This window comes from Shewanella xiamenensis, assembly GCF_024971755.1.
Classification (GTDB): domain Bacteria; phylum Pseudomonadota; class Gammaproteobacteria; order Enterobacterales; family Shewanellaceae; genus Shewanella; species Shewanella xiamenensis.
In genome coordinates this window covers 3341462-3358343 of record NZ_CP079718.1, presented here as the reverse complement: position 1 = coordinate 3358343, position 16882 = coordinate 3341462, and the positions used below count along the sequence as shown (strand labels likewise).

General features: G+C 45.9%; 16 protein-coding genes. 8 read left to right on the top strand and 8 right to left on the bottom strand.

Annotated features, from left to right (window positions below; all coding sequences use genetic code 11):
* Positions 1-352: 352 nt before the first annotated feature.
* The 6 genes from KXJ80_RS16020 (at position 353) to KXJ80_RS15995 (ending at position 6166) form a co-directional block, all read left to right on the top strand.
* Positions 353-2074, top strand: coding sequence for a phospho-sugar mutase (locus tag KXJ80_RS16020; protein ID WP_218738328.1), 1722 nt, complete (start codon positions 353-355; stop codon positions 2072-2074).
* Between the two features lie 154 nt (positions 2075-2228).
* Complete coding sequence (locus tag KXJ80_RS16015) at positions 2229-2612, top strand: VOC family protein (protein WP_037417091.1); 384 nt, start codon at positions 2229-2231, stop codon at positions 2610-2612.
* 169 nt (positions 2613-2781) lie between these two features.
* Complete coding sequence (locus KXJ80_RS16010) at positions 2782-3237, top strand: GyrI-like domain-containing protein (protein ID WP_037427884.1); 456 nt, start codon at positions 2782-2784, stop codon at positions 3235-3237.
* Between the two features lie 104 nt (positions 3238-3341).
* Positions 3342-4019 (top strand): helix-turn-helix transcriptional regulator, encoded by a 678-nt coding sequence (locus KXJ80_RS16005; RefSeq protein ID WP_047537676.1) that lies wholly within the window; start codon positions 3342-3344, stop codon positions 4017-4019.
* Between the two features lie 392 nt (positions 4020-4411).
* A complete protein-coding gene (locus KXJ80_RS16000; RefSeq protein WP_256931083.1) occupies positions 4412-5335 on the top strand; it encodes a type 2 periplasmic-binding domain-containing protein in 924 nt (307 codons plus the stop codon).
* A 495-nt stretch (positions 5336-5830) separates the two neighbouring features.
* Positions 5831-6166: a hypothetical protein gene (locus tag KXJ80_RS15995; protein WP_256931084.1), complete on the top strand. Its 336-nt coding sequence runs from the start codon at positions 5831-5833 to the stop codon at positions 6164-6166.
* Between the two features lie 201 nt (positions 6167-6367).
* On the opposite strand, the gene KXJ80_RS15990 is transcribed toward KXJ80_RS15995, so the two are convergent.
* The 5 genes from KXJ80_RS15990 to KXJ80_RS15970 form a co-directional block, all read right to left on the bottom strand.
* Complete coding sequence (locus KXJ80_RS15990) at positions 6368-7021, bottom strand: Vat family streptogramin A O-acetyltransferase (protein WP_218738329.1); 654 nt, start codon at positions 7019-7021, stop codon at positions 6368-6370.
* 123 nt (positions 7022-7144) lie between these two features.
* Positions 7145-8038: a bifunctional transcriptional activator/DNA repair enzyme AdaA gene (locus tag KXJ80_RS15985; RefSeq protein ID WP_218738330.1), complete on the bottom strand. Its 894-nt coding sequence runs from the start codon at positions 8036-8038 to the stop codon at positions 7145-7147.
* 13 nt (positions 8039-8051) lie between these two features.
* Complete coding sequence (locus KXJ80_RS15980) at positions 8052-8819, bottom strand: SDR family oxidoreductase (RefSeq protein ID WP_218738331.1); 768 nt, start codon at positions 8817-8819, stop codon at positions 8052-8054.
* A 141-nt stretch (positions 8820-8960) separates the two neighbouring features.
* A complete protein-coding gene (locus KXJ80_RS15975; protein WP_069454663.1) occupies positions 8961-9335 on the bottom strand; it encodes a hypothetical protein in 375 nt (124 codons plus the stop codon).
* Between the two features lie 62 nt (positions 9336-9397).
* The gene (locus tag KXJ80_RS15970) at positions 9398-9862 is read right to left on the bottom strand and encodes a hypothetical protein (RefSeq protein ID WP_218738332.1); all 465 of its coding nucleotides are present in this window, start codon (positions 9860-9862) and stop codon (positions 9398-9400) included.
* A 280-nt stretch (positions 9863-10142) separates the two neighbouring features.
* Here KXJ80_RS15970 and KXJ80_RS15965 point away from each other — a divergent pair, with 280 nt between their 5' ends.
* Complete coding sequence (locus tag KXJ80_RS15965) at positions 10143-10700, top strand: hypothetical protein (RefSeq protein WP_172589978.1); 558 nt, start codon at positions 10143-10145, stop codon at positions 10698-10700.
* A gap of 924 nt (positions 10701-11624) precedes the next feature.
* Positions 11625-11891, top strand: a complete 267-nt coding sequence (locus tag KXJ80_RS15960; RefSeq protein WP_218738333.1) for a hypothetical protein — start codon at positions 11625-11627, stop codon at positions 11889-11891.
* A gap of 364 nt (positions 11892-12255) precedes the next feature.
* Here KXJ80_RS15960 and panP read toward each other — a convergent pair whose 3' ends face one another.
* The 3 genes from panP to KXJ80_RS15945 form a co-directional block, all read right to left on the bottom strand.
* Positions 12256-13905: a pyridoxal-dependent aspartate 1-decarboxylase PanP gene (gene panP / locus KXJ80_RS15955; RefSeq protein ID WP_218738334.1), complete on the bottom strand. Its 1650-nt coding sequence runs from the start codon at positions 13903-13905 to the stop codon at positions 12256-12258.
* Positions 13906-14147: 242 nt separating this feature from the next.
* On the bottom strand, positions 14148-15293 hold the full coding sequence (locus KXJ80_RS15950; protein WP_218738335.1) for a glycerate kinase: 1146 nt from the start codon (positions 15291-15293) through the stop codon (positions 14148-14150).
* Positions 15294-15351: 58 nt separating this feature from the next.
* Positions 15352-16710 carry a GntP family permease gene (locus KXJ80_RS15945; RefSeq protein WP_037427906.1) on the bottom strand — a complete coding sequence of 453 codons (1359 nt, stop codon included), beginning with the start codon at positions 16708-16710 and terminating at the stop codon, positions 15352-15354.
* Positions 16711-16882: the final 172 nt, after the last annotated feature.

The window sequence follows — 16882 nt, the reverse complement described above, 5'->3', positions numbered from 1 at the left end:
TTCGAAACGTCACATGTCCTAATCAAAACGGCTCTACAACTCACGCACTCTCTAGCTTAAAGCATGGATAGTGCGTTTTTTCATTCTGTTAGGGGTTATTTAGCTTCACTGTTCTAGGGCTATTAAGCAACTAAGCGTAAGACGCTTGTATTACTTAGGGCTGCGTTAGTGTCCATTTATGTGGAACTCTGATCTGTATTTATTTTACTTTGTAAATCAATGGTTAAATCGCTTAAAAAATAATCTTGAAAGTTCAAAACTCATGGGTTGATGGTGAAATTAGTGCAAATTTGCTTGTTCTTCGGCATGGATTTTCCTAAGGTAATTGAAAATGATTTTCACTGAGGCTCCTATGAATACTCATCTGCAATTACAGGTTAAGCATTGGCTCGAAAATGACCCCGATCCCCGCACTCAGGCACAACTGCAAGCCTTAATCGACACAGGCAATGACGCCGAACTCGAGGCACGTTTTGCGGGACGGTTAGAGTTTGGTACCGCCGGATTACGCGGTGTGGTGGGCGCAGGTCCTATGGGCATGAATCGCTTGGTTATCCGCCAAACGTCTGCAGGGCTTGGTGCCTATCTACTCGAACAAATTAAAGATGCCGCCGAGCGCGGGGTTGTGATTGGTTACGATGGCCGCCACGATTCACGCACTTTCGCCCATGATACCGCCAGTGTACTCACCGCGATGGGGATTAAAGTGCGCCTCACCGCCAAAGTGGCGCCAACGCCGCTGGTGGCCTTTGGGGTTAAGCATTTTAATGCCGCTGCGGGCATTGTGGTGACCGCCAGCCATAACCCGCCACAATACAATGGCTACAAAGTGTATTGGGAAAACGGCGCCCAGATTATCCCGCCCCATGACTCAGGTATCGCCGCTAAGATTGAGCTGGCGGCAACCCAAGCAATTCCGTTTATGGATCAGGCTGATGCCATCAAGCACGGTAAATTGATTTGGCTTAATGACGATTATTACGAAACCTATCGCCGCGGCGTGATGCACGCCAATGTGTTGCAAAATCACACTGCGCCCGAAAAAGTCAGCCTTGCCTATACCGCCATGCACGGTGTGGGCGCTGAAATGGCTGAAACTGTGCTTAAGGACACGGGTTTTACCCAAGTCTACTCGGTGGCGGCGCAGCGCGAGCCTGATGGGGATTTCCCAACGGTTAACTTCCCTAATCCGGAAGAAAAGGGCGCGATGGACTTAGTTATCGCCGAAGCGAAAAAACATGGTGCCATGCTCGCCTGCGCCAATGATCCCGATGCCGACAGATTTGCGGTTGCAGTACGTAAGGATGATGGCGAGTATCAAATGCTAACAGGCGACCAAGTGGGCGTGCTCTTTGGCCATTATCTGTTAAGCCATGCCGCGAAAGACCAACGACTGGTGGGCACGACTATTGTGTCCTCCAGTCTATTATCTAAAATCGCCAAAGGCTTTGGCGTTGAAAGTTATACCACGCTCACCGGTTTTAAATGGCTGATGAATGTGGGGATTGCGCAGAGTCAGCCTGATAATCAATTCTTGTTTGCCTACGAAGAGGCGCTGGGTTACACCGTCGGTAGCATGGTGTGGGATAAGGACGGCCTGTCTGCTCTCGTCGCCTTCGCCCAATTAACCGCCGAACTTGCTGCTAAAGGGCAAACCATTTGGGATAGACTCGAGCAGATTTACCGCGAGCAGGGTTTCCATCTCAATGCCCAAGTCAGCATTGCCTTAAAACCCGATACGCCCAATATCGGCGCGTATTTGCGTGAACATCCGCCGCTGAAGATTGGTGAACATGCCGTGGTGTCGAACGATGATCTCAAGGCGTTAGAACGCCGATTTGCCGATGGCAAGGTTGAGAAAATCAATCTGCCCGCCAGTGATGTATTAACTTATCGCTTAGCCAATGGTGCGCGGGTGATAGTACGGCCATCGGGCACTGAGCCTAAAATCAAGTGTTACTATGAGGTGGTCGAACCAATGACGGCGCAAGATACCTTAGCCACGGCGCAAGCGAGAGCGACTAAGGCGATGGAGGCGTTTATTTCAGCCCATCAGGCAAGCCTGCCTAAGTAATCCTGTTATCCTTCGTTAAATAAATTCACTTTCACTCAAAGGCTACTGACATGATGCTGTCAGTAGCCTTGTTTTATTCTTGTTGTCGTCCGCTGGTGATCCACATTTATAACGTGATGAATCATTGGCATTTTTCAACAAGGAGAAAGTGAAAATGTTATCAATTGCACCGTTAGTTTGGGGTGAAATTCCTGTCAGTGATATGGATCGTGCCATCGCTTTTTATCAACAACATTTCGGGGTTGAATTTAAGCGTGACGACATGGAAGACATGCAATACGCCACGATTGAAACAGAGGATGAAGGCGCACCAAGCATTGGCCTCGTTAAATGCAGCATGAGCAAACCGTCGATGGACGGTAGCACTGTATACTTGCATTTCAGCGCACAATTGCAACCTTTAGTGGATAAACTCGTGGCCGCCAATGTGACTATGCTATTGCCTGTGACGCCTATCAAGGATGGTGGTTGTGGCTATATCGCCCTGTTCGTGGATAGCGAAGGCAATAAGGTCGGCCTCTGGTCGCAAAACCAGTAATTGAAACCTTGCAGAGTCGTGCTTTGGCACGACTTTTTGCTCTCTGTTTTACATTGATATTTATAAGATATTGTTGGCTATCGGCGTCTGGCTATGCACCTAAAACAATAGATATCAAATGACAGGCCTTAATTAATAACCTGAAGTGATGGTGAAAGTGAACACGACAATGGAACTGGTTTATTTGGCGGCTCAACCTATGCTTGGGCTGGGCACTCGCACCAACAATAGCGCAGAACTGGCGGGCGAAGGTGGCAAGATTGCAGCGCTATGGCAGGCTTTTTTTGAATCTTCACAGCTGACATCTATGCTCGATTCTCCCATGTATGGGGTTTACTACGACTATGAATCCGATATGACGGGAGACTATTCGGTTTTAGTGGGTAAAAGCGTCGAGTCTGTCAGCGAGACCGGCCCATTTACTGCGTTGCAGCTGCGAGAAGGAAACTACCTTAAGTTCAGTGCGCAAGGGGAAATGCCCCACTGTGTGGTGGAACTTTGGGGACAGATTTGGCGTTACTTTAGTGCGCCTGATTGTCCGCACCAGCGCTGCTACCAAACGGACTTTGAAGTCTATCTAAGTGCTGATAAAGTCGAGATTTATATTGGGATTGTGAAGTTTTAAACGATAAAAGCAGGCAGATGCACTATCGCTTGGGCGGCTAAGCTTTAGCGGTTAAGATCCCTAAACTTTCGCAGCGAAGCCAATTTGAGGTGTGATTACTGTCCATGCGCCGTGCCGACCGTCTATTTCAAATAGTGCAAATTCTTAAACATCGACGACTGACGACCGCCCAAGAGCTGGCGGATCGTTTAGAAGTCTCGACCCGCACCGTGTACCGCGATGTGCAGGATTTGTGTTTGAGCGGCATTCCCATTGAAGGGGAGGCGGGCGTGGGTTATCTACTGCGCCACGAAGTGAATGTGCCGCCACTGATGTTTAACGAGGCCGAATTAGAAGCGATTCAAGTCGGCATGCGCATGGTGCAAACATGGGGCGGCAAAGAGCTCGGCAGTGCGGCGCGTCAGGCGATGATAAAAGTGGAGGCCGTACTACCTAAGCGTTTGCAAGCCTATCAATCCTTGATGTTCTCGCCGGATTTTTATTTAGATTCCAACGAGTTTCAGTTTCTCGATCCGCTGCGTAATGCGGCCCAGCGCCGTGAATACGTCAAACTATTCTATCAAGATGTGAATAAAACCCTGACAGAGCGTGAAGTGCGGCCGCTCGCCATCTATTTTTGGCGCGGTACTTGGACCTTGCTGACCTGGTGCGAATTACGCCAAGATTTTCGCAACTTTCGGGTCGATCGAATCACCGGATTGTTAAGGCTTAACTGCCATTTTGAACCGACGCCGGGACAGGAGTTAGAGGATTATATTTGCCTGATGGAAAGCCAGTCTTAACTATTTGCGGTGATGGTGGTGTTGATAGAAAGCGATGGAATACCTCATTGAGTGAGGAAAACATTGTTTATATCGTTAACCATTCAAAGGAACTATGGTTCTAACCCAATGGTTTTAGTCAATATTGACTAACTCAACGCTTTGATTTGTAAGGTTATTATAGATTTTCAATTTATGTTTAATGGCGTAAAAGCCATCTCAGCAGATCCAGCGTTTAGCATATATGTACAATGTGGTATTTGGATATTTTACCCTGCACGGCTTATAAGGGCATGTTTGCTTGGTTTGACTCACAAAACGCATAAATGTTGTGCTGTACATACCTACGAGATCTATCCTTTCTGCTAAAATTTAGCGGGAAGGATAGCTTTGATATAGCGTAATGAGCATATATGATGACATTTCAGCGTTTTAGTCTGTTCACTTTGCTGTTTTGTATTGGAATATGGACATATATACCAAACTCATATGCTGTTGATACTTTTATTATTAATCCTCCAGAATCAAATAATGACCATAGATACCAATATACTTATGATCTGTTGACATTAATTATTGAAGCAACAAACAATGATTTTGGTGTTGGAACAATACAGATTTCTGATGTTGTCATGAGTCGTAACCGTATTTTTAGAGGATTATTAGAAGGTAAAACAGTCAACGTTATTGCTGAAGCATCTAATTCTCAGTGGGATGAACAGTTAATTCCAATAAAAATCCCAATCCGTAAAGGTATTCAGGGTTTTAGAGTATTTATTATCAAGAAACAAAATTTACCCATTATGGCCAATATAAATACATTGGCGCAGTTAATGGCGTTAGATACCGGTTCTGGTAGCCAATGGTCAAGTAAAGCAGCCATGCAAAATGCTGGATTTAACGTTATTGAAAGTATTCAATATGATAATTTGTTTAATATGTTATCTATGGAGCGATTTATTACTTTCGGACGAGGTGTTAATGAGGCTTTTCAAGAGGTTGAGCAGTTTAAACAACAGTATCCCGATCTCGTTGTTGATGATAATATTTTACTGCATATACCACTTGCAACTTATTATTATGTTGCACCAAATCAGCCGCGTTTAGCCACAAGAATACAAGAGGGACTTAAACGAATAATTGCTAATGGAAAGTTTGATGAATTATTTTATCGGCGGCATTGCGAATTTTTGTTAAAAAGTAATATTAATCATAGACGAGTTTTTAAAATTAATAACCCACTCACTACTGAAGCAGAAATGACATCAATTGTTGGTAAGGACTTTTTGCTCGAACCAAGTAGTGATTTTTCGGCGCTATGTGAGAAGTACCATTAATCCCATATTTAATGGGAATATTAAGTTTTTCATTATCAAAAAAGTTAAATGGTTGTTAGCTGAACTGTGTGTGCTATTGATGGTTTACTTTCTTTAAAGAGGATTGGATTCTGTAACCAGATTAATACTGTTAACTGTATAGTAGATAAAAATTTTTCTTTAACCTCATTGCTAGCTATTGCTGTTTTGTTGGAGCATCATTATGCTAATTTCTGTTGTATTTTCAATGATTTGCACTATGAAGTAGTTGCTAGAGGAAATGATACGTAAGATGTCGAGACAGTTGTTGAGCTCCTCGACGCTGCATTTGCAGTGATGTGTCTGTGAGCAACCAATCGATCCTCTTAAATAACAGTGAATCAGGTCGTGTCTGTTGGGATATCGATAGCGATATTTAGGGGGGAATCGTTGTTACTACAATCATTGGCAATCGCTAATGAAGATGGTTAAACAGTAATCGTAAGTCGTATTAATGAAAAACGCTGCGGAGGCGCTATGTTGAAAATTAGTTCTAGCTTATTGATGTGTTTGGTGTTGTTTGCTTGTAGTTCTATGCCGAAAGATTGGTCTGGAATGTCCGCCGATGAAATATCTGCTTGGAAGTCGGCAGGTTTTAGTTCTGAAGTTGCTCAAAAGTGGCATCTTAGTGGATTTGATGCAGCGCAAGCGTCTGACTGGAACAAGGCTGAATTTAATCTAAAGGATGCGATGGCGTGGGGAGCACAGAAATTTGCCCCAGAAGAAGCTAAAAATTGGCGCGATTCAGGCTTTGACTTAGACGATGCTATTGAGAGTCGTAATAAAGGTTTGACCCCAATTAAACGTAATTAACCGCCTAAAATTACTGCAAATGGACGCATCATTTTGCGTCCATTTTTTAGCCCAATATCCTAATCAGGATGATTAATGATTACTTGTTTATCATTGGGTTTACGGGAGTTAAGCGCTAGCGATACTGCCAACAGTCATTCCTTTGATATCGGCAAAGGTTTCACCTTTTCACTTGGAACTCGTTTTGTGGGTGTCGCTTGCTTAATCTGCCAGCTGCAACTTAGTGAGTTCTGCGCCAGCGATAGCACTTAAGTGCTGAGTGATTTTCTCAATCGGCCAGTCCCACCAAGCGATGGCAACAAGCTCATCTATCACTGTTTGCTCGAATCTTAGCTTAATAATAGTGGCAGGGTTTCCACCCACCACTGCATAGGGCGGCACATCCTTAGTGACCACGGCTTGGCTGGCAATAATGGCGCCGTGGCCAATGTTTACTCCAGGCATAATGGTGGCGTTATAACCTATCCACACATCATGGCCTATGCGGGTGTCGCCCTTAAAGGGTAAATCCTCGGGCTTAGGTGCCGCCTTTTCCCAGCCATTGCCGAAGATATAAAAGGGATAAGTGGAAAAGCCAGATACCTGGTGATTGGCGCCATTCATAATGAATTTTACGTCCCGTGCAATGGCACAAAATTTACCAATAATCAGCTTATCGCCAATAAAGTCAAAGTGATAAAGCACGTTTGACTCGAAACGTTCTGGCCCCGCAGGGTCGTCATAATAGGTGTAATCGCCGACGATAATAGTGTCACGGCTAATAAAGTTCTTCAGAAAACCCACCTGAGGGAATCCTTTTAAGGGGGATTTGTCATTCGGGTTAGGTCCAAGTTGGGATTGGGAATGCGTCGGCATGTTTGCCTCCCTGATGATTTAATGGTTAAGAATTGGGTCGTCTCGCAGTTAGAATTAGAGCTAAGTTAAGAGTCGAGCGCCGTTAAGCACTGGAATGCTCAGTTACACCTGCTGGTGAATCTTTTACTCACAATAGGCCGCTTCCCTTGCCAATATGACATGTTTACGGGTTTCACCCCAGCGATAACCGCCAAGTTCACCAGTTTGGCGTAGCACCCGATGGCAGGGGATAAGTAATGCCACCGGATTAGCGCCAATCGCCGAACCGACCGCGCGTGAGGCCTTAGGCTTACCAATGGCCTTGGCAATATCGCCGTAGGAGGCGACCTCTCCCTTAGGTAAATTCAGTAGGGCGCGCCACACATTAAGCTGAAAGTTAGTGCCTTTTACCCAGAGTGAGAGCGGGGCCGGCTCACCTTGGTGAATAGCCTGAGTGCTGGATGCTATTGAACTAAGCTTTTTGGCACTCGTGTCAGCAAAGTACTGGCTAAAGAGGTGATCAATTAAGCTTGCTGTTTGCGCTGTGTCCTCATAAATGGTGGCCTGACTCCAGCTCTGCTTCAAACGTTCTAATGGCAATTGAATTTGCAGCATATCGACAAAATCAAACTGGCAAATGCCCCGGGCTGTTTGGGCGATAAAGGCTAAACCGAAGGGCGTAGGATGATAGCCATAGGCAATGCTGATCCCTAAGCCTTTTTGTCGATATTCGAAGGGCGTGACCGCCTCAAGTTGCACAAAATGATCGTATAAACGCGAGCCACTGCTCAGGCCTAACTCATAACTGGCACTCAAGGTCGAGTGGGACGGCTGCTGCAATAACTGTTTTGCCCGCTCTAGGGTTAAGGCTTGCAAGTAACGCTTGGGAGTGATCCCCGCCCAGCGACTAAAGAGCCGCTGGAAATGGAATTCACTTAAATGGACGTGCGCCGCAATCTCCGCCAGTGAGGGTTGATGACCCACATGCTGACGAATAAAGTCAATGGCACGCGCAATTCGCTCGTAATCTTGGGTCATCGTTATCCATTCCCTAGGTTTTACAGATGGACACACCACCATCGACCAATAAGGCTATCCCTGTGGTAAAACTGGCCGCATCGGAGGCGAGATATAGCGCCGATTGGGCAATTTCCGCGGGATCTGCGAGGCGCTTGAGGGCATGGAGGTTTTTCACAAAGGCCATGGCCTCCGGGGTATTGGCAAACTCCCGTCCCATTGGGGTATCTGTACCGCCAGGCAATAGCGCATTAACCCTAATGCCGCGCGCGCCGTATTCAACGGCCAAGGATTGGGTTAAGCCAATCATCCCCGCTTTACTCGCCGCATAGGCTGCCGTTTGCGGAAAACCTATGGTATAGCCAACAAAGGAAGATGTAAAAATAATCGACCCCGCGCCACGTTTAAGCATCTGTGGTAATTGATATTTTGCCGCTAAAAATGCACTGGTAAGGTTGGTTGTTAGGGTGTTTTCCCATTCGGCTCGGCTGAGCGCATCCGAATCCACACCTAATTCGCCATTAATGCCAGCATTGTTAAAGGCGATATCCAATCCACCATAGTGCTCAACGGCAAGCGCCACTAAATTACTGGCATACACCTCGTCGGTCACATCGCCCGCCAGATAAACCGCTTCACCACCTTGGGTGATGATCTCATCTACCAATGAGGCCAATATGGCTCCGCGGCGCGCGCCTAGCACCAGTTTTGCGCCTTCACGGGCAAAGCGTTTCGCGGTGGCATAGCCAATCCCCGAACTTGCCCCAGTAATGATTGCGACCTTTCCCTGTAACACTGCCATAGATATGTCTCCATTGATTGCCTCGGCCAATATGCGCCGATAGAGACATAGTGCAGGGCTAGGGTATGCAACTCGACCCGAATCTTGCGCTTTTACACTCGGCGCTTCAGTCGTGGAAGTTGGGTGGATTGTCACTGAGTTTTAGGCGATGCCAGCAGCATAAATCAGCAGCAAAGACAGTGGGACGGAAACAACACCGATTAAGCGAAATTTATTGTTAAACGCTTGGGCTGACCATCGGGCAAATTTGCGATGCTGACTTGGCGGCGTGCATGCCAAGCCGATTCCCACACAGAGTAAGACAATACCTATCGCCAAAAAGATCTGTGGAAATCGGGTATCGGCGCAATATTGGATAAAAATCACACCCGCAATAATTCGGCTAACCACTTCAATAATATGGAAGTAGGGCTGCTCGCTAAATGCAATAATGCCATCCGCGAACGCCGCAGGCCTGACGATCATCACAAGGCTGAATAACAGCATCAATAGGCCAAAAGCCGCAATAAAGTACATCGCCATTCCTTGTATTGGTTCTTATGTATTTGGCATGGGAAGCGTGAGTGGCTGTGTTTGTTCTACTTTAACTTGAGTCGTAATTGTTCTATCTGCCTATCGATAGACGCAACCTGCGTATCTGCTTGCTGCGCCACCGCCGACATTTCTTGTGCCAAGCTTTGCTCCCAAGTCGCTCCGGCAAGATTGTTATTGGCGTAACTTCTATCGTTTCTCAGCGCTACAATACGTTTATCCCTTTGGTCGATAATGAGTTTTCGGTCGTTTTCTAGTTTAGTGATTTCACGGCTAATGCGTTGTTTATCAATAAAATCGGTGATTTCTTGTTTTTTATCCGAGTGAGTAACAGCGTTTGCATGGGCAATATCAGGGCCTTTAACCACGCTACCGACGCCGCTAAGATCCACGGGTTGGCTATTTTCATCACAGGGATCGGCTTGATATTTCCCATCGGCACATTGGTATACGGCGGCATTGGCCGAAAAAGGCAAGATAAGTGTCACTAGCAATAATGATTTTCTGTCCATAGAACACCCCATTGTTGATTTTGGCTAGATTACTCTGTCGTGGTGTAAAAACCAACCGCGAGGTCATGGGGTTTCACCCACACTCGAATTCCAATAAGCCGTTGGTATGGCTGATGGTCTGTTATCAACAATTAAGGCATGCCATGAATTTAACAATGGGTGTTTGTTAAATTTTTTCTTAGAGCTAACTTAATAACTAATTGCTTGAACGTAAGTTGAAAGCACATTATGTTATTGTTTTGAAAAGGGTTGCTCGATTTTCTGTGAAAAAGGATAAACAGTGAAAATTATTCCCACGGTACCGAAAAAATCTAAATTAATGAGCTGGTTGAAGCAGTTACCAATTTCTTTGCAACTAATATTAATTATATCTTTATTCTATCTGACTTGGCACTTTAGATACTTTGTTAGCGGTGTTAATGAATCTGAACTTGTAAAAGTAGAAGGTATTCTTTACTCGATTGAATGTAAGAATAAAATTTCAGGGGCGGATAGTATTATTTTGTATACATCCTTTCCTGAACGAGAGGTATGGTTTAGTGGTTGGCAAAAGTGCAAAAATTTATCTAGAGCATTAAATGAGTTACGTTTTCCCGAAAAAGTAATCTATTATACCAAGAGGTATAATGGTGTTTTTAGCCAAAATAGTGAAGGAGCTTTATGGATTTATGCCGTTGATCTTGCGAGCACGAACGAGCCATTAATTTATCCCGTAAATGGATTAGGTGTTAATTACGAGCCGAATATTTGGTGCTTGGTGTTTTTCTTCATAGCACTATCTCTAATTGAGTCATTAAGAGAGCGTTGGTCGGATTACAGAAAATTTAAAATGAGTTAAGTAACCATTAATGACATACAAACGGAGATATATAAACTAAAAAAGTGGGTGAAAATATTGACTCCCAACTTTAATAGCGTTGCAGTGAACCTCCGGCTATACCTTGGTTAAACATTGAATAAGAGGTTTGTATGCCGAACCCTCTCAAGGAGAGAAATCCTACTCCTTAATATCCTCCCATAGTTACTCTTTTACTGCATAATTCCTATGGAAAGTGGTGAACAATGCAGCACTGTTATCATAGTATTTGTCCTCAATATACAACAGATTAAGCCGTAATTTGTTTAGGCGAATTCTATTACGGGCATGACCTTCAATAATATGGATGTATTCGAGAGCCGCCATGGATGGCTTCACGGCGTGTCACGCAAGCTGCTGAATTTGGCGTATTCGCTATTTGAGCATAAGAACCTAATCGTCATCGACTGGGAAATAGTAGGAAAAAGAGTGAGGCTACCTTCATCTTCCACGCTGGCCATTTGTTGTATTGGGAGTTGCACGTTTGAAATATACTATTTTTAATGACTTGGAGCTTTTTTATGTCTTTGATTTAAAATGTATAGCTGGATTTATTACCTCCTTGTGTTTTTTATTATTTTGGTTAAAGCAATTTATGCCATACGGGTTGTAGGTAAACTGAAAGTGCATTATGGTATGAGATAAAATGGTTGGCTAAATTTTTAATACCTAGCTAAGGATTTCGTATCTAAAAATATAGCCAAGATTAATTTGCCATAAAGGAGAATTGTTGATGCGTTACTTAAATAATCAAATTGGATACCCTTCATTATAATTTATTTCGTTGTATTGTTGTCTGTTTTTATAGTCAATAAGATTTTTCTGCAAGACTTTAAAGGTGAAAACGATTTTATTATTTTAATAGTAATATTGAGTATCATACTATTGATGACCTTTAAGTTGAGGGTGAGTATCGAAGATAAAAAGCTTACGCTAAGCTACGGAATTGGTTTATTTAAAAATAGATTTGATCTTTCAGATGTTGCCAATGTGTCTATGGTAAAAAATAAATGGTATTGTGGTTGGGGTATGCGAATTTCATCTGAAGGAGCAATATATAATATATCCGGTTTCGAAGGTGTTAAAATTGACTTCCGTTCAGGCGTTTCAATTATGGTTGGAACTAATGAACCATTAGAACTATATCAAGCACTTAAAACGTTTACCTCTTAATGTATCCTGCGAGTGAAAAGCGCTATCGTTAAAGAACTCTTCATTGTTTAGCCCTAACATAGGCGAGTTTTCACTAAGAGGCTGTTCATAATTCTGTGTCAGGTTAATTCGATTACTGACGTGACCTTCGATGATATGGATATCATCGCAGAGCCGCCATGGATGGCTTCACGGCGTGTCACGGAAGCAATGGAATTCGGCGTATCCGTGACTAGCTCAGAAGTGCTTGGATCATCTTTCTATTTTTAACCTAACATTCCGCCATTCTAGTTCTACAAACAAAAACAGCCGCAAAATATTTGCGGCTGTTTTTGATTAATATTCTGTATTTATATGAGATTTAACGCTTACGCTAAATCACTCGCTATTCATTGACCATTGCTAATAGCGCAGTTAAGAACTCTTTATCCAATGCGGCAATTTCACCTTGCTCGATAAGCACTTGATTAAGGATCTCATGGCTAGTCAACGGATTAGCTAATACCACGCGAAACACCACAGTGGGTTGTCTAAAGTAGTGCGCGGGTTGAATACGGGTGCGGGAGACAAAGGATTTACCCTGTTCGCGTTGGTGTTTTTGAATAAATTGGGTTAGGCCATCGAGCAGCTCATTAAAATGAGCGAGTTTGGTCTTATCGCCTTGTTCAATCGCCACTTGCATGGCGGCTTGCACCTGCGCGGGTACATAACGATAGGTGAGCAGGCACAGCTCTGGCGCTGTGACTAGCTCAAAGTTAGGATGTGCGTCGATTTGCTCGGCAAAATAACGGGCTTTTTCAAGGCTGTTATTGATCAGGATTTCGTAACCATCGCGGCCAATAATCTGCAGACAGGCGTGCACTAACATCGCCATGCCGGGGCGTGAGCCTTCGAGCGTTTGGCTGCCTAAATCCTTAGAGCCTCGGCGCAAAATATATTCGGCGTGGTGGGCAATCGCATGGGCAAACTCAGGATTTTTAAACAGCACCATACCCGCGCCCATGGGGACATACATTTGCTTATGGGCATCGATGGTGACTGAGTCAGCGAGTTCAATACCATCGAGCAAGTGACGGTATTTATTGGATAATAGGCTTGCGCCGCCCCAAGCCGCATCCACATGGAAGTGGCAGTTTAGCTCACTTGCTAAGGCGGCAAGTTCGCGCAGTGGGTCGATATTGCCTGTCTCAGTAGTGCCAGCCACCCCCACAATCGCCATGACTTTAATGCGTTTATTCGCCAGTTCAGCGGCGACTTCGCGCATTTTGGCTACATCGACTTTGTTATTGCCATCGGTTGGGATGCTGATGATATTGTCGCGACCGATACCGAGCAGATCGACGGCCTTACCTAAGGAGTAGTGGCCGCGCTCGGAGACCAGAATTGCTAAATCATCGAAGCCATAGTGGCGCAGCGCCTTAATTAAACCTTCGCGGGTCACGCCTTTAAAGTCGCCATCGGCCTTGAGTAATTGGTTGCGGGCAATCCACAGGGCGGTGATGTTAGCCACAGTGCCGCCGGAGCAAAATGCGCCGAGGGAATGGTTGGCGCTGTGCATCCAATTACGATAAAAATCATCATCTTGAGCGTAAATCAAATGGTGCATCATGCCGAGCACTTGGCGCTCAAGCGGGGTAAACGCCTTGGATGTTTCGATTTTGACCAAGTTTTGATTCAGCCCCACCATCATTTTCGACAGTGGTAACACGAAATAGGGCAGTGCCGAGGTCATATGGCCGATAAAACTCGGCGCCGCCGTATGCACCGAATGCGCCACCAGGTTTTGCATAATTTCGTCGGTGTAGTCGGAGACAAAACGCGGCTGGCTTGGAATTTCAAAGGCTTGAAAATCGGTTTCGATCTCTGATAGCGGCTTTTCTAGCGCGGCAATACTGTCACCCAAAAAACCTGCTAAGTCCTCGGAAAGCTTCTGCTCGATAATGCTTAAGGTGGATTCCGCATCTTCGGGCACAGTGAAAATCCGCATTAGACTTTCTTCAGATGCGATGGCTTGGCGAGGGAGTTTTTGGGTCATGGGGCTTGCCGTCTATTAATTCTTATAGTGAAACCGCAAAGGTGATTAAGAGTATAACCAAATACATGGCGCTTAAACCCGTTTACGGATTACCAAAAAGGGAGCTCACTTTACTGCAAGGCCTTTTAGGCATCAAGCACTAAAACACCACTTGAGTTAGTGCTTGGGTTACAGAATAAACAAAGGCGCTATAAATAGCGCCTTGGGTGTATGTCGTTAGCTATCGTAACACTAAGGTAAAGTTAACGCTGGCCCAGCATCAAGACCGCGGCAATATTGCGGGCGGTATTGGTCAGATTCGCTTTGGCATTCGCCAGCACATCGTCCAGCGGACTTAAGTGAGGGATGATAGGGAAAATCGCCGCCATACCTTGCTCGAGCACGGCATTGGCATTGTCGCCAAGGCAACCGGCAATTCCGATAGTCGGAATATTTTGCAGCTGCGCTTGCTTTAAGACGCCCATCGGGGTTTTGCCAAATATGGTCTGGCCATCGATTCGGCCTTCGCCCGTGATAACAAGATCCGCGCCGCGAATTTTGTCTGCCAATCCCACCGTTTGCATCACAATCTCGACACCGGGTTTAAGCTCAGCGCCTAAAAACGCCATCACGCCAAGGCCCATACCGCCCGCTGCGCCCGCGCCAGCTTGATTGCGGTGATCGGTTACACCACTTTGGGCGATCACATCGGCATAGTGACTCAGGGCGGCGTCTAAAATGCTCACCATCTCGGGCGTTGCGCCTTTTTGCGGGCCAAATATGGCCGAGGCGCCACGCTCACCGCACAGCGGATTATCGACATCGCAGGCCACTTCAAAGGTACATTCTTTCAGTAGCGGATGGGCGTTGCTCATATCGATACTGGCAAGCTGAGATAGCGCCGCGCCGCCCGCACTTAGGGTTTTGCCTTGTTTATCCAGCAGTAAAATATCTAGCGCTTGGGCCATACCTGCGCCGCCATCGTTGGTTGCGCTGCCGCCTAAACCTAAAATAATGTGTTTTATCCCGCGATTGAGCGCATCACAAATTAGCTCGCCCGTACCATAACTGGTGGTGAGCAGCGGGTTACGCTGATCCCTTGGTACATGGTGTAAACCCGAGGCGGAGGCCATTTCAATCACCGCAATCGTGCCTTTGGCTTGCTGGCCTAAAATGCCGTAATGGGCTTTGACTTTATGGCCGAGTGGCCCCATGACCTCTAAATTGACAATGCTGCCGCCAGTGGCGTCGACCATAGATTGCACCGTGCCTTCGCCGCCATCGGCGACGGGGATTTTGACAATCTCACAGTCTGGGATCACTTGTGTTAAGCCTTGTTCAATCGCATTAGCCACATCGAGTGCGCTTAAGCTCTCTTTAAAGGAATCGGGGGCGATAACTATCTTCATTCAAAATCCTACAGCTTTTTGGGCGCTTGGTTGCGCCCAAGGACAAGATAACAGCAGCTTAGAGCAGCACTAAGCTTAGTACATACACGGCCAGCATGGAGGTTACACCTTGGATAAGGGTCGCCATAGTTTGGGCTTTATAGGCTTGTTTAACGCTCATGCGGCTAAATTGAGTCACCACCCAAAAGAAGCTGTCGTTAGCGTGGGAGACTGTCATGGCGCCGGCACCAATGGCCATTACGGTTAACACGCGGCCCATTTCGCTGCCAAGACCGATATCGCCCAGCATTGGGGCGACTAAGGCTGAGGTTGCCACTAAGGCAACGGTGGATGAACCTTGAGCCGATTTTAATGCTGCGGCGACGATAAAGGGCATGAAAATCCCAACGCCGAGTGCTGATAATGAGCTGCCTAAAAAGTCACCAATAGGTGTGGCTTTTAACACTGCGCCGAAGGCTCCACCGGCACCGGTGATCAAAATAATCGGTGCTGCGGCGACTAAACCTTGGCTAATACGCTCGCTAAACTCGGCAATCTTGTTATCGCTTTTCAGTAATAGCAGTGACAGGAATAGACCGATAAGCAGGGCGTTAACGGGTTGGCCGAGGAAGACTAATAGGCTGAATAGGCCTTCTTTGCCCAGTGGTGCAGAAGGGAAGTTAGCGATAGAACCTAAACAAATTAAGAGGATAGGCACAAAAATCGGTGCAAATGCCTTTAATGGGCTAGGGAGTGTGCCGTAGCTTTGTTTTAAGGATTCAAAATCAGCGGCTTGAGCTTTGAGTTCTTCCGCGCCTTCGCCATCGGGTTCAACCCCTGCAAAGCGGTTCGCCCATAGCATGCCCGCAAGTGAGGCAACGGCAGCAACAAATAAACCAACACCAATCACTAGGCCCAAGTTGGACTCTAGCCCTAAGTTACCTGCTGCGGCGATAGGGCCAGGTGTGGGCGGTACAAAGGTGTGAGTCGCATAAAGACCTGTCGCTAACGCCACGCTCATGGACACGCTCGAAACCTTCATGCGGTTCGCCATGGATTGTTTAAGCGAGTTTAAGATGACAAATCCCGAGTCACAAAACACCGGAATCGACACTAAGTAGCCGATAATCGACATAGTGAGTGTTGGGAAGCGTTTGCCCAAGACTTTAATCACCACATCTGCCATGGTAATGGCGGCGCCGCTCTTTTCGAGGATGATACCGATAATGGTCCCGAGCACGATCACCAGACCGATATAGCCGAGGATATTGCCAAAGCCAGTGGTGATGGTTTTAGCAATATCGCCACTCGGTAAACCATAGGCGAAGGCGCCAATAAAGGCGGCTAGAATTAAGGTTAAAAACGGATGGAGCTTAAATTTTGAGGTCGCGATAACAATAAATGCAATCACGCCGATGAGGATGAGCACTAAGTTCATAGATTGTCCCGTTCAGTCTTGGCTGAAGTTCTTAAGTGGTTTTGGCTGTTTTGTAGGGCGCGGTCTTTATTTGATCCCAAGTTCAAATAAAGGCTGCTTTAAGGTCAGCCTATTATTGAATACTGCGAATTGAATAGCTTTGGTTAAACTGACGGAATTACGGTATAAACAG